Source organism: Flavobacterium cupreum (assembly GCF_003996965.1).
GTDB lineage: Bacteria > Bacteroidota > Bacteroidia > Flavobacteriales > Flavobacteriaceae > Flavobacterium > Flavobacterium cupreum.
On record NZ_QWDM01000016.1, the window covers coordinates 86,029 to 107,846 of the forward strand.

Annotated in this window: 13 protein-coding genes; 12 read left to right on the forward strand and 1 reads right to left on the reverse strand. The window is 37.4% G+C overall.

Annotated elements, in window-relative coordinates; translation table 11 throughout:
• The first annotated feature begins 23 nt into the window (after positions 1–23).
• The 11 genes from D0817_RS20440 to D0817_RS20490 all read left to right on the forward strand — a co-directional run bounded on the left by D0817_RS20440 (position 24) and on the right by D0817_RS20490 (position 18,975).
• On the forward strand, positions 24–1,037 hold the full coding sequence (locus D0817_RS20440; protein ID WP_127340213.1) for a hypothetical protein: 1,014 nt from the start codon (positions 24–26) through the stop codon (positions 1,035–1,037).
• A gap of 280 nt (positions 1,038–1,317) precedes the next feature.
• Positions 1,318–1,692 carry a hypothetical protein gene (locus tag D0817_RS20445; protein WP_127340214.1) on the forward strand — a complete coding sequence of 125 codons (375 nt, stop codon included), beginning with the start codon at positions 1,318–1,320 and terminating at the stop codon, positions 1,690–1,692.
• A gap of 401 nt (positions 1,693–2,093) precedes the next feature.
• The gene (locus D0817_RS20450) at positions 2,094–2,372 is read left to right on the forward strand and encodes a hypothetical protein (protein WP_127340215.1); all 279 of its coding nucleotides are present in this window, start codon (positions 2,094–2,096) and stop codon (positions 2,370–2,372) included.
• 515 nt (positions 2,373–2,887) lie between these two features.
• Positions 2,888–3,343 (forward strand): T9SS type A sorting domain-containing protein, encoded by a 456-nt coding sequence (locus tag D0817_RS20455; RefSeq protein ID WP_127340216.1) that lies wholly within the window; start codon positions 2,888–2,890, stop codon positions 3,341–3,343.
• A 4-nt stretch (positions 3,344–3,347) separates the two neighbouring features.
• The gene (locus D0817_RS20460; RefSeq protein ID WP_161568451.1) at positions 3,348–10,022 is read left to right on the forward strand and encodes an RHS repeat-associated core domain-containing protein; all 6,675 of its coding nucleotides are present in this window, start codon (positions 3,348–3,350) and stop codon (positions 10,020–10,022) included.
• A 5-nt stretch (positions 10,023–10,027) separates the two neighbouring features.
• On the forward strand, positions 10,028–10,456 hold the full coding sequence (locus D0817_RS20465; RefSeq protein ID WP_127340218.1) for a hypothetical protein: 429 nt from the start codon (positions 10,028–10,030) through the stop codon (positions 10,454–10,456).
• Positions 10,457–10,612: 156 nt separating this feature from the next.
• The gene (locus tag D0817_RS20470) at positions 10,613–11,041 is read left to right on the forward strand and encodes a hypothetical protein (RefSeq protein WP_127340219.1); all 429 of its coding nucleotides are present in this window, start codon (positions 10,613–10,615) and stop codon (positions 11,039–11,041) included.
• A gap of 791 nt (positions 11,042–11,832) precedes the next feature.
• Positions 11,833–12,186 (forward strand): immunity protein Imm33 domain-containing protein, encoded by a 354-nt coding sequence (locus D0817_RS20475; protein WP_127340220.1) that lies wholly within the window; start codon positions 11,833–11,835, stop codon positions 12,184–12,186.
• 290 nt (positions 12,187–12,476) lie between these two features.
• Complete coding sequence (locus D0817_RS20480) at positions 12,477–15,383, forward strand: FAD-binding and (Fe-S)-binding domain-containing protein (protein WP_127340221.1); 2,907 nt, start codon at positions 12,477–12,479, stop codon at positions 15,381–15,383.
• Positions 15,384–15,802: 419 nt separating this feature from the next.
• Complete coding sequence (locus D0817_RS20485) at positions 15,803–17,746, forward strand: amino acid permease (protein WP_127340222.1); 1,944 nt, start codon at positions 15,803–15,805, stop codon at positions 17,744–17,746.
• A gap of 134 nt (positions 17,747–17,880) precedes the next feature.
• The gene (locus D0817_RS20490) at positions 17,881–18,975 is read left to right on the forward strand and encodes a DUF695 domain-containing protein (RefSeq protein ID WP_127340223.1); all 1,095 of its coding nucleotides are present in this window, start codon (positions 17,881–17,883) and stop codon (positions 18,973–18,975) included.
• Between the two features lie 147 nt (positions 18,976–19,122).
• Here D0817_RS20490 and D0817_RS20495 read toward each other — a convergent pair whose 3' ends face one another.
• Positions 19,123–20,325, reverse strand: a complete 1,203-nt coding sequence (locus tag D0817_RS20495) for an aminotransferase class I/II-fold pyridoxal phosphate-dependent enzyme (RefSeq protein ID WP_127340224.1) — start codon at positions 20,323–20,325, stop codon at positions 19,123–19,125.
• Positions 20,326–20,718: 393 nt separating this feature from the next.
• Here D0817_RS20495 and D0817_RS20500 point away from each other — a divergent pair, with 393 nt between their 5' ends.
• On the forward strand, positions 20,719–21,174 hold the full coding sequence (locus tag D0817_RS20500; RefSeq protein ID WP_127340225.1) for an Lrp/AsnC family transcriptional regulator: 456 nt from the start codon (positions 20,719–20,721) through the stop codon (positions 21,172–21,174).
• Positions 21,175–21,818 lie beyond the last annotated feature (644 nt).

Below are 21,818 nucleotides of genomic sequence, written 5' to 3' on the forward strand. Positions count from 1 at the left end.
CAATATAAATAAGAATTAAATTTATGAGAGATGAATATTTTGATTATATGGATGAGATTAGGCAATCTAAACTTGATGAACAAAGATATATTGACGAAAAAATAATATATAGAAATTATAAAATTAAGCAGAGGAGAAAGATAGTTGGCTTAACTTTAATGACTTTGGGGATAATAGCATATATATCCATTAGATTATTAACTAATATTGAAAATATATATTCTACTATTCTCGGACTTTTTTCAATAATTACAGGAATTGCTATTGTTTTATTAAATTATCTTCAGAATGATTATACATCTACAAGAGGAAGTTATTCAGAGATAAATAATTATTTACTGATTCAGCTTGAAGAATTAAAGTTAGAATTGCAGAAATTCAAAAAAAAGACAGGAGTTTTGGATGATGATAAGAGTATTGACAATTCGATAAATAATATTATAAATAAAATTTTTAATAAAGATTATATCCAAAATAAAATCGAAAAATCTTTTACTGAAAATGCAGTAAAAAGTTCAAGACTTGATAATTTGTTTAATGAATTTGAAAAGACTTCATATCGTATAAATGATGAACTAATTAGGTTAAGAAAGAGCGCAAATATTAACTTGGTAATAGGTTCGTTATCTACTACAATTGCTATTTTTTCATTAACATATGAAGTTTTCTTTTCAGAAGTTAATTTTACAGAAACTGTAAATTTATTGTCACACTATATTCCTCGAATATCGTTAGTAATTTTTATTGAAATTTTTGCTTTTTTCTTCTTAAAACTTTACAAATCAAATCTACTCGAAATTAAATATTTTAATAATGAAAAAACTAACATAGATTTTAAGCTTATTACGCTAAAAACAGCTTTGTTTCAAGAAGATCTTAAAATGATTAGACTTTGTTTATCAGAACTTATAAAAACTGAAAGGAATTTTATCTTAAAAAAAGATGAAAGTACGGTTGAAATTGAAAAATTTAAGGTAGACAAAAATGATAATCAATTAATAGCAAGTTTAGTAGAGAAACTTTTAATGAAGAAATAAAGCAGCTCTTCTAAGTCGTTGTCTTCAATTCTTCCTCTCAACAAAATTCTTTTAAGGCAGCACAATTTGGATATTTATTTTTCTAAAGAAAAATTCTTTCCGGTTAATTCTTATTAGATATATTTTACCTGTGCAGTGAGAAGTCTCCCGACTTCGTACCCGTTCCAATTATTGACATTTCGTTTATATTTGTTGATTATAATTGTCGCTACGAAGTTAAAGACTTCGCAGAGCACAAGTAAAATAGTCGATAAAACCTCTTTATATAAAACGCGTAAAAATGAGTAGATTCAAAAATATAGATTCAAAGTTGGTTGATTTAGCAAATAAACTTAATGCAAGGTTGACTAAGGATAGACCTAATTATCCAGAATCATTAAGAACATTTGAAGAACGAAGAATTGATTGGGTTGAAAATGAAATAATGAAAGCTATTATAATTCAGCCGAATTTTGAATCAAATGGTGTTAATTCAAATATTTGGAATTTTATAAATATGGCTATTTACAACGATGGTTTCTCAGTTTCAAGACCAAAATGGATAGAAAAATTAGTTGATCAAAAAGATTTTACTTTTATTGATGACAATATTGATAAATTACTTTTAAAATCTGAAGAAAATTTATCTAATATTTCAATGGAAGATTTAATTTAAAAGTAAAAAAAATACAGTATTTTGTAGATAAATTTTAATTTCAATGATTTGAAATTGATCATTATAAACAGAAATCACAGCATTCTGGCGTGAAAAATTCCCTACTCAATGATGTGGAAGTACTAATAATCATTAATAATTTTCTCATTCTATTATCATTTTTATACTTTTGTCCTCTTCTTGAATATTGAATAATTTATTTGTAAGTAAATACCTATTTTTAATTAAAAAAAGTATATCTTTACTTCGCAAAACAATCATAGGAGAAATCCTGAACTTTTTTAAAGTTAACATAAGCGAATACCTCGCCACGGTGAAGGAACGGGAAACTGTCCTAAATCATTCCTATGAATGTTTTGCACACCTAAAGTGAGGTATTTGTGTATCTAATATTTTCTATTATGCAAAAAGAAAATCAAAAAGCATCACACCAGGAGGTGGTGCCGTCCGTAGTCCATTTCCTTTCCGACCTTTGGTTTGAGGGAGATTTTAAAGAACAGCCTTTGTACCTGCAGGAAATTTTCGAGTTAATGCTCGAAACCGAATTCGGCAATGATCAGGAGCTCCGACAAAAAATGCTAAGCTGTATCAGAACCAGCAGAAATCTGGCAGAGACGTTGTCTCCGTTTACAGACGAGCAAATTCAGGAAGCCTTCCTGGCTGTAGCAGTAAAGGAGTAGAAATCCAATTTTCAAAAATACCACACAAGCCCCGTACGTACGGGGCTTTTTTTTGGCTTGCATTTTATTGCTGTGGGAAAGTTGGTTTTATTTTTCAGTTTCTCACAGAAAGTGTGTGAAAGTGGATTTTTATTTTGGTTTTCACACAGAAGTTGTGTGAAAGTTGGTTTTATTTTTCAGTTTCCCACAGAAGTTGTGTGAAAATGGATTTTTATTTTGATTTCACACGCATACTGATCACGCACTGTTGGCGAATACCCGAATGCGTTTCCTTCGTCTGTTCGCTATCGCTCGATTCTCCTCTGTCGAAATGACACCCATAGCCGGAATCTCTTCAAAAAATAAAAGCAAAACATTGCTTTTATTGACTTCTATCAACTTTTACTAACCTGTTTGTTCAAAAATACCCAGTTTCCGGTAGCATGAAAAAATCACGGCAAGTGGGTATTGCGTCATTTTTATTTTTAAGCTTATTTCGTACAGTTAAATACTTTTTTTAAAAATAAATCTTACATATGAAAAAAGAATTACTGCTTTTGGCATTCCTCGTTTGCTTACTCTCTCATGCACAAACCCCTAAAATTGTATTCGAATATGATGCTGCCGGCAATCAGACAAAAAGGTATTTGTGTTTAAAATGTTCCTCAGCAACGGGCAAAAGCGATCAGACAAAAGAAGCCGGGGCTTTGGTAGAGGAAAAGATAGTACCGCTTTCGTCGGAAGAGCTTATTTCTTATTATCCGAATCCCGTTAAAGAAACATTGTACCTGACATGGCAACAGCAGGACCATAATGAGGTGACCTCTGTTCAGGTTTTTTCTTTTTTAGGTCAGGTTTTGGGAACCTATTCCGTCGGCTCAGGTGTCCATGAGCTGAACATCCCTTTTCAAAATTACTCCGGAGGAATCTATATCGTAGCGCTTTACTACAGCAATGGTTCTCAAAAATCTATTAAAATTATCAAACAATAACGATATGAAAAGTTTTTACTTTGTCCTTTTTTTTTTATTGGGTTTATTCGTCAATGCCCAGACAACGCCCACCGGTTCTTCAACAGAAGTGGGTGTGACGGAAGGAGAATTGTCTGTTTCGCTCAGCGGTGCGGCTAATTACAAAATTCCGATTAAGGTACCACCCGGAATTAACGGAGTGGTACCCCAAATAAATTTAGTGTACAATAGCCAGTCCGGAAACGGAGCGGCAGGATACGGCTGGAATATAGGTGGTATTTCAACCATTACCCGCATTCCGTCAACCCGATTTCACAATGGCAATGCAGGTACCATTACTTATTCTAGTTCTGATAATTATGCCCTGGACGGTCAGCGTTTACTGGTAAAAAACGGACAGCAATCACTTTACGGCCGAAACGGCACCGTATATGAAACCGAAAATTATTCTAATGTAAAAGTTACCTCCTATGGCGCCATATCGACTAACCGTGATATTGGTCCGGAATTTTTTATGGCGGAGTACCCGGACGGTTCCAAAGCGTATTATGGATACGAAAGAGGAAACAATTCTAATTCCCGCGGTGCCATTCATTATGCAATTACCTATTGGGAAAATGCCCAGGGGCTGAGGATCAGTTATTCGTATTTTCCGCACAATAACAATACCCTGAATGTGGCCTCTGTTAAATATGGTGCGAAAAATGACGGCACGGCTCCAAATGAAATAATTTTTACCTATACCAATAAATTCAAACAGGACATTCAGTTAATTGCCGGACAGCAGGTACGCGATGATTTGCTGTTAACTGGTATCGCGACGAAAAGTTCAGGAGCTGGTTTTCGCAATTATACGCTGAGCTACGATCATTCCTCGCTTGGCTATGAAAGATTAACTGCCCTTACGGAAAAAACAGGAGATAATTCAAAAAGCCTCAACCCAACCGTTTTCACCTATGCCGAAAATCAAACGGCTTATGTACCGTCAATGGAACTGACCCATACCAGTGTCAATAAATTTACCACAGAAGGTATTGCACAAACCCTGTCGGGTGATTTTGACGGCGACGGTGAAAATGAGTTATTGCTTAGAAAAAACGGCATTACTGTGGGTGAAATCGCAGATGATTACTCCGTTCAGGAGGTTTCGAGCACCGGTTTATTGTCATTAGGTCTTCCGGCGGGAGAGTTTCCGGGCGGCATTATCAATGTGTTGGACAAGGACTTAAAAATCCCCAAAAATCAAAGGTTTTATTCCCTTAATGTAAGTAACAGTGAAGCAGATTACAGGTATAAGATTTTTAATTATAACCCTGATTCAAAAAAAGTGGTATTGGATTATGAAAGAACATTTCATTCCGGTACAACAGTAGCCCTGAGAGGAGAGAATCAAAATACCGGCGGGTTATTTACGGGTGATTTTGATGGAGATAATTTAACGGACGTGATTCGCGTGCATCATGAAGTGAACGGTGTTAGTCAGGTTGAATTTTTTAATTTCGACAGAAGGGTCACGTCAAATTTTGTAACCAGCATTGGATCTCTGCCTACCGGAGTTAAAACGTTTAATCTGGTTCCCAATGTTTCAAACGGATTGGCCGTCATTACCGGTTCCTCCATACTTCAAAAAGGGGATATTAATGGCGATGGAAAAATGGATCTGATTCTTTTCAGGGGTTCTCCATACAATGATATTAAAGGCTATACGCTGACAGCGGGTAAATTAACAGAAATCATTAGCTGGAAACAGGACTTGCCGGGAGATCTTGGCAGCACTTTCTTTCAGCAACACACAGCCGGTATCAATACGACCATTGCAGGGACGGGAGTTCAACGTTTTCCTATTGTAATCGGGGATTATAATGGGGATGGCAAAAGTGATATTTTATTGGTGGCGCTTAAGAAAGTACTAATTGCTACAGCAGGAATATATTTTACAGAAGAATTTTTGCCCGCATCTTTTCCTGCGCTGGTCTATCCGTATACGGTAAGTTTCATGTCTGTGGATTCCAATAACGACGGCAGGTCGGATATCGTTCGGCTAGAACCCAAAAGAACGGAATATAAAGAAAAATATACCGTTCAGGAAATGTATCAATCAGGAGGTAAATGGTATGTGCGTAATGTACAAACCTACAGGTACAATTACGATTATGGAATTAAAATCGACTCCTATTACAGACCCGGAGTTAACGCGGCTTCCTGGAATTCTTTTGGTTTTGATAAGATGCTGCAAACCTATAAGAATGATACCGATCCATCGAATGATAATGCATTTAATTATGTACAATTGGCTACGATAAAGAAAAAAAATATTTTAAATACAGAACTGGCTCTGATTGGCGCCGCTGAGAATACGGGAAGTGCCAGAATTTCGATTTTTTCCTGTACGAATTATGTTTCCGATCAGCATTTACTAAGTAGTATTACTTTGGGCAATGGAGTAAAGGAAAATCTGACCTATAGTGCCTTAAAAAACGGAAATGGTGTTTATGAAGCGGGCAGCCCACAGCTTTATCCGAACCTGAGTATTCAATACAGCCCGGAATTTAAGGTGGTGTCGCAAATTGATTATCCCAATAACGGGCCGTCAAAAAAGATATTTAGGTATTATGGCGCCATGTTAAATGTGGAAGGTTTGGGTTTTTTAGGTTTTCAGGCCACCATGAGAACCAATAGATATGATCATTTTGACACTGCAATAATTTCAACTGTTTCCAAAAATAATTTTCTTTTAAGAGGGGCAAATGTTGAAAATTACAGCGTGGAAGGCATGGTATTGCCTTCTGCTGAAACGCCGGCATCTTTTATATCACAATCGAAACTTAGGTATAACAGACCCGAAGAAGCCTTACAGCCAAATAAAGTTTTTAAACTTGTAAATATAGCAACAGCTGACTTTGATGGCCTGGCCGGGATCCGAACGGAAACCACAACAGCATATAATGCCACGAATAATCCGACTAAAATAACAAGTGTAGTAAAAGATGCAGCATTGGCTGTAGTACAAAAAACAGAAACCGATGTGGAGTATCAGGATTCTGCTGCAGGTCCTTACCTTGTGGGCAGGCCCAAAAGTAAAAAGCAAACAATTTTTTACAACGGCGATGTGGCAACTAGTGAGGAAGTTTATAGCTATAATCCGCAGCAATTACTCTCTCAGGTTAAGAAAAGGGCTGATGCCACCACCAGCTACATCATAGAAGATAACAGCTATGATTTATTTGGAAATATCATTTCGAAAAAAATTACGGCGGGACCAAATTCGAGGACGGCAAGCTGGGCCTATGACACTTCGGGCAGGTTTCTGACAGCAAAAACAGATATTGAGTCTTTACGAACTACTTTTATATACTATCCAAATGGCACGCTGCACATAGAGACCAATCCGTACGGACAAACGGCAACATATGAGTATGATGCCTGGTTCCGAAAAACAAAAGCAACAAACTATCTGGGTAAAACCATTACCTATGCTTATTCAAATTTTCTGGGCAATACCATTACGGCAACCGCAGAAGATGGCAGTGCCACAATGGAAACCTTTGACGGTTGGGGCAGAAAAGTAAGAGAAGGCAGTAAAAACAGCACGGGGAATTTCTCTTTCGTATACGCTATGTATGACATTTACGATCGAAAGTATAAAGTAAGCGAACCGTATTTCGGAAACGTTCCACGCCAATGGAACGAAACGAAATATGATAGTTACGGCAGGGTTACCGAAAACATTTCGTTCACCGGAAAAACCACCAAAATTACTTATTCCGGTTTGCGTACCACGGTAAATGATGGCACAAAGTCAAAAACGACAGTTAAGGATGCCATCGGAAATGTGGTTGGGGTAACCGATACTCCGGGCGGTACAATAAATTATAGTTATTATGCAAACGGTAATCTGAAAGAAACCGATTATGACGGGATAAAAACAAGCATACTTCAGGATAAATGGGGCAGGAAAACACGACTTGTGGATCCTTCTGCAGGAATCATTAAATATACTTACAATGACTTTGATGAACTTATTAAAGAGGAAAACAGCAACGGAATTACCAATTATAAATTAAATGCCTTCGGAAAGCCGGAAGAGAAAACAATTACAGGGCCAAAAACGAATTCCAAAACGACGTATGTCTATAATCCGGCCACAAAACTATTAACGGGCAGTACCTTTACGGACTTTAAAAACGGAAGTACAACTATAAGTAACTCGTATGTATACGACAATTGGCAAAGAGTCCACAAGGTGATTGAAACGACTCCCTATGCCACCTTCACTAAAATTTTCGGCTACGATGCTTTTGGAAGGGTAAGTACGGAAACCTATACTGCGGCAACAACTACCGGTAAGACAAGTAGCAAAACGATTACAAAAACCTATAAAAACGGCAGCCCCTACCAAATCAGGGATAATGCAACCGTCTTATGGCAAACGGACAATATCAGTCCAAACGGATCGCTGCTTTCCGGTACCTATGGCAATGGCATAAAAGTAACGAATTCATATAATGATGCCGGCTATATCAACAGTAAAGATTTTAGTTTAGGAACAACAAGTATACTAAAACTGGAAACCTCTTTTGATCCTCAAACCGGAAATTTGAAAAATAGAAAAAACAGTCTTTTTAATTTTGCTGAGGACTTTAACTATGATTCGTTAGACCGGCTTACGGCTACTACCACAACCGGACAGTTTCTAAACAGTACCTTTAGTACCCACAGTACAGAAGGATATCAAACCGAAAAAGGAAAATTAAGTGTGTCCGGAGGCAGTCTTGTTGCGGAGATTTCGGATAGTGGTGTTGCAGTGAAAAAAACATTACTTACAGGTAAAGCTATAGGGGATCAAATAACGCTGACATTTGATTTAAGAAAATTTGTGGGTTCAGACCTTTTTATTGCGTATATCCAGGAACAAGATCCGGTAACGCTGGAAAAAGTTAAAATTTTTAAAGCGACACTAACGTCATCGAAAACCATCACTATAAATCACACCGTTACAAAATACAGTGATTTAACGTTACTAATCGAGAAAACGAGTTCTCCTGCCTACAACGTCATTCAGATTGACAATGTGATTGGGCTGCAAAAAAGCACGATTGCCCAGGGATATGATGACAAAGGCAGAATTACGTCAAATGAGCAGGGCGTTTACACGTATTCGACCAGCGGAAAAGTATATCAGCACTCGTCAGTTGATCTTACGGCAAAAGCCTTGCCTTATTATCAGGCCAAACCAGCTCAGATCATTACGTATACTGCTTTTAATAGTCCCGAGCAAATAGAAGAAACGGGTCTTGAGAAAGTAAGTTTTAATTACAATGATCATAATGAACGAAGTACGATGTTTTACGGCGGAGTGCAGGATAAACTCTTGCGACCTAACCGAAAACACTATTCCGCTGACGGTACCATGGAAATTAAGGAAAATAAAACAACAGGAGCAGTTGAATTTACCACATATATCGGCGGTGATGGGTATACAGCACCTGTAGTATTCAGGAGCGACGGCGGAAGCAATCAAAATTATTTATATTTACACCGGGATTATCAGGGTTCGATAGTGGCCATTACCAATCAGTCAGGATCAGTGGTTGAAAAGCGATTGTTTGATGCATGGGGTAGTATACAAAAGGTACAGAACGGAGCCGGTATGCCGCTATCGGGACTAACCATTTTAGACAGGGGATACACCGGACATGAGCATATACAAAGTGTGGGTCTCATCAACATGAACGGTCGTATTTACGATCCTAATCTGCATTGTTTTTTACAGCCGGACAACAATATTCAGGATCCGTTTAATACGCAGAATTACAATCGTTACGGATATGTTTTAAACAATCCTCTTAAATATACAGACCCAAGCGGTGAATTTATAAACGTATTTTTGGGTTACCTTTTATCAGGATATATAATAGGTGCCTATGCCAGCGGAGGCGAATTAAACCCTGCCAAATGGAATTCTTCGGCTTTTATTAGTATTGGCGCAGCAGGGGCATCAGCAGGAGCCTCAGCAGTGGCGACAAATTTGACCAATAATTATCTGGATAATTATAATAAACCTCCTGTGTTGGGATTTAGTGCTGTAGGGTCGGGGAATGATATTCATTCTTTTGTAGGTAGTAATAGTAGTGTAGGAGCACCAGTAAGTGATAATAACTCAAATGTAGTAGACTGGTACGGACCAGTTGGTAAAGTAAATTGGGGATTTGCGACTGCTTCTGGTATTGGAACTATAAAAGGAACACTAAACTCAGAACGTATGTATGCAGATGGTATTAGAAGAGGACTTTTAGGAAATTACCCATTAACAGGGAGAAACCTTAGTTTGTTTAGAGATTCTCCAATGACAAAAGCAACAATTCCAATATCTAAAGTGGGACAATGGGCAGGAATAATAGGTAAAGGCTCTTTTTATTTTGGGCTTGCTATGGATGGTTTTGGCATACTGAATTATTTAGATGATCCCAATTCTCCTAATGCTGTTCATCCGGCAAAAGCAGGGTTAAACACAATTATGGGGGCTATGGGAACTTATGGAAGTGCTTTGATGACTGTTCCTTCTACACTTTATTTTGGTATTGACGCTTTTTATCCGAAAGGCTGGGGGGGATTAGCAATAGATCAGGAAAGATTATATCGGGAGAATAAAGCTATAAACCCAAATTACCAAGCCTTTCCGGGCGCCATGAAATTTTAAGTATTATGAAATTCATTAAGAAAAGTTACTATTATTTTTTCTATAAAATTTACCGTTCTATAGAATATACTTCAAAATCGTTTGGAGGAGAAACTCTTATATCATCTAAAGCCGGTCTTGTTATGCTCGCTTTAGAAGCGTGGGTATTATTTTCATTCGTAGCATATTATAGAATTTATACAAAAACAAGTATGCAGCTTTCGATTTCAATGCCTATTGTCTATATACCATTAATACTACTTTTTGTTTTTAATTATTTTACATTAGATTACAAAGGTAAATGGAAACAATATAATACTGAATTTGCCAATTACTCTAAGAAAAAAAATCGTATTGCAGGCTGGATCGTGTTTGGAATAATTTTGCTTATAATCAGTAATTTGATTTATGCATTGTATTTAATGAGTCAGATAGATTGGAGCCAATATCGTTAAAATTGTATAAACCAGACCCGATCGCCCGGATATCCAAAACGATATCCGGCAGTCTGGGTGGGATTAGGAATAGATTAGGAAAGATTATATAGAGAAAAACAAAGCTATAAATCGGAATTACTAAGCCTTTCCGGGTGCAATGAAATTAAAAATATCATGAAATTTATAAAGAAAAGTTACTATTATTTTTTCTACAGGATTTACCGTTCTATAGAATTTACTTCAGAATTATCAGGAGGGAAGTTCCTAACATTTTTTAAGGCGGGTGTTGTTATGATTGCTTTAGAAATATGGATATTTTTTTCATTTGGTAATTATTATACTATTTGTTCAAAAACGTTTGTGGAAATTACCTTTTCAATGCCGATTATATATATACCGTTATTAATTATTGTCGGGTTTAATTATTTCACATTAGACTATAAAGATAATTGGAAAAAATATAATGGTGAATTTGCCAATTATTCTAAGAGAAAAAATAGAATTGGAGGCTGGATCGTATTTGGGATAATTTTAATCATAATATTTAATTTGATTTTTTCATTTTATTTAGTGAGTCAGGTAGATTGGAGCCAATATCGTTAAAATTGTATAAACCCCGCCCAGACTGCCGGATATCCAAAACGATATCCGGCAGTCTGGGCGGGATTAGGAATCGATTAGGAAAGATTATATAGAGAAAAACAAAGCTATAAATCGGAATTACTAAGCCTTTCAGGGTGCAATGAAACTAAAAATATCATGAAATTTATAAAGAAAAGTTACTATTATTTTTTCTGTAAGATTTACCGTTCTATAGAATATACTTCAAAATCGTTTGGAGGAGAAACTCTTATATCATCTAAAGCCGGTCTTGTTATGCTCGCGTTACAAATATGGGGATTATTTTCATTCGTAGCATATTATAGAATTTATACAAAGACAAGTATTCAACTTTCGTTTTCAATGCCTATTATTTATGTACCTGCTATAATAATTTTTGCGTTTAATTATTTCACATTAGACTATAAACATAATTGGAAAAAATATAATTTCGAATTTGCCAATTACTCTAAAAGAAAAAATATAATTGGAGGCTGGATCGTATTTGGGATAATTTTGCTCATAATTAGTAATTTGATTTATGCATTCTACTTAATGGGTCAAGTAGATTGGAGTAAGTATCGTTAAAATTGTATAACGCACGCTGATTAATATCTCCCATTACCTCCAAATGATCAGCATTTTAATAAAGAAACAAAATTTAAGAGACATTTTTTGAGGACTTGATTTTTTGTTCAGCGATAAGTTTATGTTTTACACTATAGTGTTGAATATTGATGTAATTTCTTTGCTGACCCAAGCATGACTGTAATTAACTATAAAAAAAAATAGAAATGGATTTGATAAAAAAGCAACAAAGAATTTGTAAGAAATATGGATTTGAATTTGAAGCTTGTGATTTGTATTTAAAAGTTGTGATTTCTTTGGATATAAAAGAGAAAAGTAAAACAATGCCAATACATGCTTTAAGGCATCGGGCAGAAGGAGGTACCACAGGTTGGTACATATGGGCCGGAGAATATTCTGAAGACGATGACTTTTTTAAACCCATGCATGCAATACATTTAGAAGAATTTTTTCCTATAGTGCTTCCTTATTTAGGATTACCTTCCGGAACCAGATTTTTGATTGCAGAAGACGGAAATTATGTAGATATATGGGAAGATTTGTCGATCTTAAGTGATTAACCAACTGCCCTAGCCCTGATGGGAGGGAAAATCCTTTTGTGGCGGGGTTCGCCACAAAAGATTTGGAAGGACAGCAGGAAATAGCTCCTTATTAAAAATGAAATCCCAATAAATAAATTCCAAATTTCAACCCTTCGGCTTCGATTAGGGTGACAACTTGTTAAATTACAAAAAAACACAATCTAAGAAAAACCTTTGAACCTTTGTTCCTTTGCCTCTCTGAACCTATTAAATAAACCTAAAAAATAACTATTTTTGTAAAACACTTTTAGGCCCAAAAAACAGCTATAATGTCAATAATTAAGGAGTTAGAACAATTATCAGCATCATTAGAAGGAACACTTTTATACGATGATCTTCATAAAACACTTTATTCAACCGATGCATCGGTGTACCGGATCAAACCCAAAGCGGTTGCATTGCCTAAAACCAATGAAGATATTACAAAACTGATTCGCTTTGCGGCACGACACCAGGTTTCGATTACGCCCAGAACAGCCGGAACATCTCTGGCCGGACAAACGGTGGGCGACGGGATTGTGGTCGATGTTTCGAAGAACTTTACCAAAATCCTGAATTTCGATCCCATTCAAAAAACCGTTACGGTTCAGCCCGGTGTGATTCGCGACGAACTGAATTTGTTCCTGAAACCGCATGGCGTATTTTTCGGTCCTAATACTTCGACTTCCAACCGCTGCATGATTGGCGGAATGGTCGGGAATAATTCTTCGGGAACAACTTCGATTCGATACGGCGTAACGCGCGATAAAATTGTAGAGATTAAAGCGATTCTGAGCGATGGTTCTGAAGTTGTTTTTAAGGAACTGACTTCGGCTCAGTTTATTGAAAAAACCAAAGGCGATACTTTAGAAAATAAAATATACAAAAGCGTTTACGACGAATTATCGGTAAAAGCAACGCAGGACGAAATTGTAAAGGAGTTTCCGAAACCGGAAATTCACCGCAGAAATACCGGTTATGCCGTTGATATTTTACTGAAGTCAGATTTGTTTGGCGGAACGGAACCTACCATAAACCTGGGGAAACTGCTTTGCGGCAGCGAAGGGACACTTGCCTTTACAACCGAAGTAACCCTTAAAGTAGACGATTTACCACCAGTGCATAATATAATGGTGGTAGCCCATTACCACAGCATTCACGAATCGCTGGAGTCGGTTGTGGTGGCTATGAAACACCATTTGTATACCTGCGAAATGATCGACGATACTATTTTGGATTGTACGAAAACGAATCGTGAACACATTAAAAACAGGTTCTTTTTGGTGGGCGAACCCAAAGCGATTATGATGTTTGAAGTAGCATCAAACGATCCGGAAGATGCCGAAAATCAAGCGAATGCCCTGGCGGCCGATTTGGAAAAAAATAATTTTGGTTACGCACTTGTAAAAATTTACGGAGCCGATATCGATAAAGTAAACGAACTCAGAAAAGCCGGATTAGGGCTTTTGGGAAGTATTGTGGGCGATAATAAAGCAGCCGATTCTATTGAAGACACAGCAGTTGAAGTAAACGACCTGCCGGAATATATCGCGGAGTTTTCGGCAATGATGCTGCGCCACGGTCAGGAAGCGATTTATTATGCGCATGCGGGTGCAGGAGAATTGCACCTGCGTCCGGTTTTGAACCTGAAGAAAACTTCGGACTTAAAATTGTTCAGAACCATTGCGACCGATGTGGCGATTTTGGTCAAAAAATACAGGGGATCGCTAAGTGGGGAACACGGTGACGGAATTGTGCGTGGTGAATTTATTCCGTTTATGATTGGCGAAACGAATTATGAACTGCTGAAACGAATCAAATTAGCGTTTGACCCGAATTCGGTTTTGAATATCGGAAAGATTGTCAACGCCTTAAAAATGGACGAAAACCATCGTGTGGTATCAGGAAGGACAGAGCCGGATATTAAAACCTTTCAGGATTTTTCAGACAGTCTGGGGATTTTACGTGCGGCCGAAAAATGCAATGGTTCGGGCGATTGCCGAAAATTGCCATCGGCAGGAGGAGCGATGTGTCCGAGTTATCGTGCCACAAAAAACGAAAAAGAAACTACGCGTGCGAGAGCCAATGCATTGCGTGAATACCTGACGTATTCGGAAAAAGAAAACAAATTTGACCAGAAAGAACTCTACGAAGTTTTTGAGTTGTGTGTAAGCTGTAAAGCCTGTGCCAGCGAATGTCCGAGTAATGTAGACGTTGCCACTTTAAAAGCCGAATTTTTATACCAATACCAAAAAGCAAACGGATTTTCAACCCGAAACAAAATTTTTGCGCACAATGCCAAACTGAATAAAATGGGAAGCATTTTTCCATCGATCACTAATTTTATTTCGAATCAGTCGCTGGTGAAGAAAAGTATGGGTATTGCGCCGGAAAGACAGGTTCCGTTGCTGGCGAAAAAGACTTTTAGAAAATGGTACAACAATCAGAAAAAGCAAAATCACGATTTCCCGAACGGGCAGGTGTATTTGTTTAATGATGAATTTACCAATTACTATGACGTCAATATCGGTATCGACGCTTTCGAACTGTTGACAAAATTAGGCTACGAAGTTCTGGTTGTCGATCACGAAGAAAGCGGCAGAACCTATCTGTCGAAAGGATTTCTGGAAGAAGCCAAAAAGATTGCCAATACCAATGTGGGTATTTTTAAGGATTTGGTTTCCGCAAAAGCACCTTTGATCGGAATCGAACCATCGGCAATTCTGACTTTTAGGGACGAATACCTGCGCCTGGCAGATGATAAAGAAGCAGCAGAGAAGTTGTCTCACAGTGCTTTGACCATAGAGGAATTCTTTAAAAGAGAAATTCTTGACGGTAAGATTACACCGGAGTCATTTTCGGAGGAAAGGAGAGAAATTAAAATCCACGGACACTGTCATCAGAAATCACTGAGTTCTGTAGAAGCGACTTTTGCCATGCTGAATTTACCGAAGAACAATCTGGTTACGATTTATAATTCAGGATGTTGCGGAATGGCGGGTTCTTTTGGATATGAAAAAGAACATTATCAGGTCAGCATGCAAATGGGAGAGGACACTTTATTTCCTAAAGTGCGTGCGACTGCCGAAAATGTAAAAATCGCCGCGGCCGGAACCAGCTGCCGTCATCAGATTTTTGATGGCACCAACAGGGAAGCCCAGCACCCGGTAAGTATTTTGAAAAGCTGTCTAAAGTAGCGCACGAACCACGGATGACACGGATCAAATTGATTGACACAGATTTTTATCCGCGGAATCTGCAAAATCTGCGGGCGGTTAATTCCGATAATTATCAGGATGTGCAAAAAAGTTCAGCCACAGATTGCAGGATTAAAAAGATTAAAATGGAAGTAAATCTTTTTAATCAGTGGCAAAAAAAAAATTGTGCAAATTCGTGCAGTCCGTGGCAAAAAAACAATCAGCGTAAACCTGTTTAATCCGTAAAACCCGCGTGCCATAAAAAAAACAGGTTCCGGAAATTAAAACAATTTGTGTTGAAAAAAATCGTGCTAAAACAAAATCGTTTTATATATTTGATTTCAGGATAAAATTTGCATTATTTGCAAAATAAAAGCATAAAGTTAGAATTATATTAATTTTTAATCGTAAAACCATATATGGCATTTTCAAGTTTATTTCGAAAAAAAACCGTACAGGATATCCTGAAGCAAGTTGCAAAAAACGAGGCAGACGGTCATAATGCGTTAGGAAAACACTTAACAGCACGTGATTTAACTGCTTTTGGTATTGCTGCAATTGTGGGGGCAGGAATCTTTAGTACAATCGGTAAAGCCAGTGCCGACGGAGGACCAGCAGTAATCTTTTTGTTCCTTTTTACAGCCGTTGCCTGTAGTTTTGCGGCATTTGCCTATGCAGAATTTGCATCGATGGTGCCAGTTTCAGGAAGTGCTTATACCTATTCGTATGTGGCTTTTGGAGAAATAATAGCCTGGGTGATTGGCTGGGCGCTGATTATGGAATATTCGGTCGGAAATATAACCGTTGCCATATCGTGGAGTGATTATTTTACAGGACTCCTCGCCAGCGGAGGTATTCAGCTCCCGCAATGGGTTCAGATGGATTACTTAACCGCCTCAAACGGATTTGATAACGCAACGGCTTTAATGCACAGCGGAAAAGCATTCGCAAATTTAGAACCCGCTTTACAATCGGCTTACACCGCCTGGACGACTTCACCGGTATTATTTGGCAGGTTTCACTTTGTAGCCGATCTTCCGGCTTTACTAATCATTATCTTAATTACAGCATTGATTTACCGCGGAATGAAAGAATCCCGTAACGCCAGTAATGTAATGGTGGTCGTGAAACTTTGTATTGTACTGCTGGTAATTGCAGTGGGTGTATTTTATGTAGATACGGCCAATTGGGATCCGTTTGCACCAAACGGGGTAAGTGGTGTATTGAAAGGAGTTTCAGCCGTATTTTTTGCTTATATCGGTTTTGATGCCATTTCTACTACGGCAGAAGAATGTAAAAATCCACAGCGTGATTTACCACGCGGAATGATGTGGGCTATTATCATATGTACTATTTTATATATTGCCATTGCTTTGGTGCTGACCGGAATGGTAAGTTATAACCAATTAAATGTTGGTGACCCGTTAGCCTTCGTATTCGAAAAATTAGATCTGAAATGGATGTCCGGAATTATTGCCGTAAGTGCTGTAATTGCCATGGCAAGTGTTTTACTGGTTTTCCAGATGGGACAACCGCGTATCTGGATGAGTATGAGCCGCGACGGATTATTGCCAAAACGTTTCTCTAAAGTACATCCGAAATTTAAAACGCCGTCTTATGCGACTATCGTAACCGGTTTTGTGGTTGCGGTTCCGGCTTTGTTTTTAAATCTTACTATGGTAACCGATTTATGCAGTATAGGAACTTTGTTTGCCTTCGTTTTAGTATGTGCAGGGGTTTTGGTGTTACAGAATAAACCGGAAATACCAAGAGGGAAATTCAAGACACCTTATGTCAATTCACAATACATCATGCCGGTTTTACTTATTATCGGACTGGTATTTGCTTTCGGATACAACAAAAAAGCGACCATGAGTTTTATTACAAACGAAACTCAAATCAACAGTTCGGCAGACATCATTACTTCACTCGATAAAAACGATTCTGAAAAAGTTTTCAGTTATTTAAAAAGTATTGATGTTCAGAATAAAACTGCCGAAACATCAGATTTGGAGCATTTGTTAGGGCAATATCAGTCTGATGATGCGAAATACGCTGAAGTAGTAAAGGGGTTGCCAATCGATGATTCATTAAAATACGAAAGCGGATTCAGCTTATTCAAACACAAAATTCCAATGTGGATTTTCTTATTTGTGCTGGCCGGATTAACCGTTTGGGCTTTCAGACAAAAATTATCATTAATTCCGCTTTTGGGCTTAATCTGCTGTTTGTATATGATGGCGGAATTAAGTGTCTGGAACTGGATTTATTTTACAGTATGGCTGCTAATCGGCCTTTGTATTTACTTTGGCTTCAGCAGAAAAAACAGTAAACTGAATTTTACGGAGGAAGCTGGGAGTTAAAAGTTAAAAGTTATACAGGAAAGCCGTTTTGAGAGATCAGAACGGCTTTTTTGTTTTTTATAAAATACCTATGTAGTAATTGAAGGTTTTTTCTTATTTTTGTCGTATAGAATTTTAATTTAATTTTTTAATACATGAGTTTTTTTGATAATATACTGGGCAAAAAACAACCTTCAGTAGGGTCGTATAGCGATTTTTGGAATTGGTTTCTGAAAAATGAAAAAGAGTTTTTTAATGTTGTTCAAAGGGGAGAAAACATCCCAAAGGGTTTCTTTGATAAATTGGGGCCAAAATTGGCAGAAATTCACCCTGAGATTTATTTTTTGGCAGGAATGATTGACGATCAAATAGCTGAATTAGTTTTAACGCCCGACGGAGTGATTAAGAATATTTATATAATAGAAGAGTTAGTAAATGCTGCACCAAGAATTGAAGGTTGGAAATTTACTGCTCTTAAGCCTCCGGTAGATATTAAAAATGTTGTAATTGAGTTTGAAAATTTCAAACTCAATGCTGATAATTTAAAATTTTATCCTACGATAAATAAAGACTATCCGGATGAAATTGATCTGACGATCGTTTATGATCATTTTACAGAAGATAAGAAGCAGTTAATAACTAACGGAGTTTATATTTTCCTGGATAATTATTTAGGTGAATTGCAGTCCGTGACCTTAATAGATAATATGAAAATGTCCGGAAATGATGGAATTTCTGAAGAATTGATTCCAATAGAAAAATTAAAGGATTATTTAATCTGGAGAGAAAAAGAATTTGTGGAGAAATATGAAGGAATCAGGCACAATACTGAAGATGATAATTATTCAGGCTTTGAGGGAAATACAAAAGAAGAAGGTGTTCTCTTGGCTGTTGTGAATACATCTCTTTTAACCTGGGATAAAAAGGCATCACATCCATGGGTAGTTATTATTACTATTCCGTTTGATGGAAGTAATACTAACGGAATGCCTGATGAAGAAACTTATAAAATATTGGATGAAATTGAAGATGAAATAAGTGCTGATCTTAAAGACTTAGAGGGTTATTTAAATATTGGAAGAGAAACAGCTAATGGAAAAAGAGAGATCTTCTTTGCCTGTAAAGAGTTTAGAAAACCACCAAAAGTTTTAGACGCGATCATCAAAAAGTACAACCACACTTTTGAAATTAGCTATGAAATTTATAAAGATAAATACTGGCAATCGTTTAGGCATTACGAGCAAAACTAAATAACAGAAAGCCGTTCCGGAATTATTCCTGAACGGCTTTTTAGTGTTTTTTTTGGCAATAATTATACGAATTGCACGAACTATTTTTTGCATGCAGATTAATTCGTGCAATTCGTGTAATTAGTGGCAAAAGAATAATCATTCCAATTACAAAATCCCAAGCTCTACCATACAAGCCTTCATCATCTCGTAAGTACGCTGGATATCATTGTCCAATCCAATAGAAAAACGAATTAAACCATCGGTAAGTCCCATTGCTTGTTGTTCTTCCAGCGGAATCTCACTGGACGTTGAAGTTCCCGGTGCGCTAAACAACGTTTTGTAAAAACCTAAACTTACTGCCAGGTAGCCCAGATTTCGAGCCTGCATTAATTCCATCAATTCGTTGGCTTTGTCAAGAGTGCCCACATCAATCGTCATCATACCGCCAAAACCATATTCCGGATTAATCATCGTTTTGTACAATTCATGGCTCGGGTGGCTTTTTAATCCCGGATAAATCGTTTTTAACCCGTCAGCTTCAAATTGATCGGCCAGAAAATGCGCATTATGGCTGTGTTGTTTCACACGGATATGAAGGGTACGAAGATTTTTCATCACACTCGCAGAACGCAGACTGTCCATAGTAGGGCCTAAGAGCATGCTTGCACCGCTGTTTACATTTTTTAAGGAATTGATAAACTCCTTAGAAGCACAGGTCACACCGCCCACCGTATCGCTGCTCCCGTTTATATATTTGGTCAGACTGTGAATCACGATATCAGCGCCCAGTTTTGCCGGAGAAACCGATAAAGGCGAAAACGTATTGTCTACCACTAATTTGAGGTTGTATTTTTTTGCAATTTTAGCTAAGCCGGCAATATCCGCCACTTCCAATAAAGGGTTACTTACGGTTTCGCAATACAGCGCTTTTGTATTTGGCGTAATAGCGGCTTCTACAACATCTAATTTGGTAATGTCTACAAAACTGGTTTCGATACCAAAACGAGGTGTGAAATTTTTAAGGAAAGCATACGTTCCCCCATAAATAGTCCTGCTCGAAACAATATGATCGCCTGCACCGCACAATTGCAGGAGAGTAGGGGTAATGGCACCCATTCCCGAAGCCGAAACATTCGCAGTCTCTGTACCTTCCATAGCAGCCAAAGCCTGGTCCAGGTATAAGTTACTGGGCGAGGAATGGCGTGAATACAGGTAACAGCCTTCCATATTGCCCTCAAAAGTGTCAAACATGGTTTTTGCCGAAAGAAAAGTATAAGTCGATGAATCTGAAATCGACGGATTCACACCGCCAAATTCACCAAAATATTGTAAATCCTGAATTTTGTCGGCTGGGTTAAAGTCTTTCATTAGTTTTTGTTTATGGTTTGTTGTTTGTTGTTGAATTGCATTGTCATCCTGAGCTTAGTCGAAGAATAGGGAGCTATTTCCAGCTTTCCGTTTCAAGTCCTCATGAAAAAGGCAAGTTTCGAATGTTGTAAAAAGAGCTTCCGTTGGTCGCTTTTTTACAACAAGAAACTTTTGCCTTTTTTATTCCGGGCTTTCCACTTCAATCTGGGCTATGAAACTCGTTTTCAAAATAAATCCTGTTCAAAATAACAGTTTATCAGAATATTAATCAATCATGTGAGTTGTAATTAGATTTTAAAACTATAAATGTCTCTTAGTAATGATTATTTATCTAAATTTGATTAGTGAAGTCCAAATTACTAGATTTTCTTTCATCTCCTAAAACCAACAAAAATGACTTTAGACGCCACCGATAAAAAACTATTGGTTTTACTACAAACCGACAGCAAAAAGACAACCAAGGAATTGTCCCTAAAACTTAATCTTTCGGTAACGGCGGTTTACGAACGAATCAAAAAATTGGAGCGTGAAGGAATAATCAAAAACTACGTGGCATTAGTCGATAAAACCAAAATTGACAGAGGCTTTGTGGTTTTCTGTCATCTCAAATTGATTCAGCATACCAAAGAATTCCTGACCAAATTCGAGAGCGAAGTGATTCAGCTTAATGAAGTGTTGGAATGTCACCATGTAAGCGGTGACTACGACTATATTCTTAAAGTGCTGGTAAAAGACATGGAGGCCTACCGCGAATTCCTCGTAACGAAACTGACAAGTCTGCAACACATCGGCAGCACGCAAAGTATGTTCATGATTAGTGAAGTGAAGAATTCAACGGTTATTTTTTAAGGTTTTTAAGGTGCTAAGTTTTTAGGTGCAGAGTTACAGAGGTGCAAAGGTTCAAAGGTTTTTTTAAGGTGCAGAGGTTCTGAGTTGCTAAGATGCTAAGTTTTTTTATTTTCAGGTTTAGAACTTTACGTCTTTTCGACTTTGCTTGAAAAGACAGAATACTGAGTTTTTAGGTGCAAAGGTAGAGAGAGGGCAAAAGTTCAAGGTTTTTTTTTAGTTTCAAAGAGGTAAAGTTTTTTGAATAGCCTTCAGCTTTAGCTGGAGGTACAATATGTAGGCAAAAAAGGCTTTAGCCAAATGATGTAGATTCGGCAAAAGCCCTTTTAAATGGACAATATTCCCCATCCAGCTAAAGCTGGACGCTATTGAATCTTAACTTTTCGAAAAACTTTACGCCTTTGCGTTTTTCAAGCAAAACTTCAATCCAAAAGCAAACTGAGTTTCTGAGAAACTGAGGCCCTAAGTTTTTTTAGTTTCAGGTATATAAACTTTGCGTTTTTGCGACTTTGCGTGAAAAGACTGAAATGCTGAGTTTTTAGGTGCAGAGATAAAAAGGTGCAGAGATAAAAAGGTGCAAAGGTTTTTAGTTTCAAATAGGTAAAGTTTTTTGAATAGCCTCCAGCTTTAGCCGGAGGTACAATATG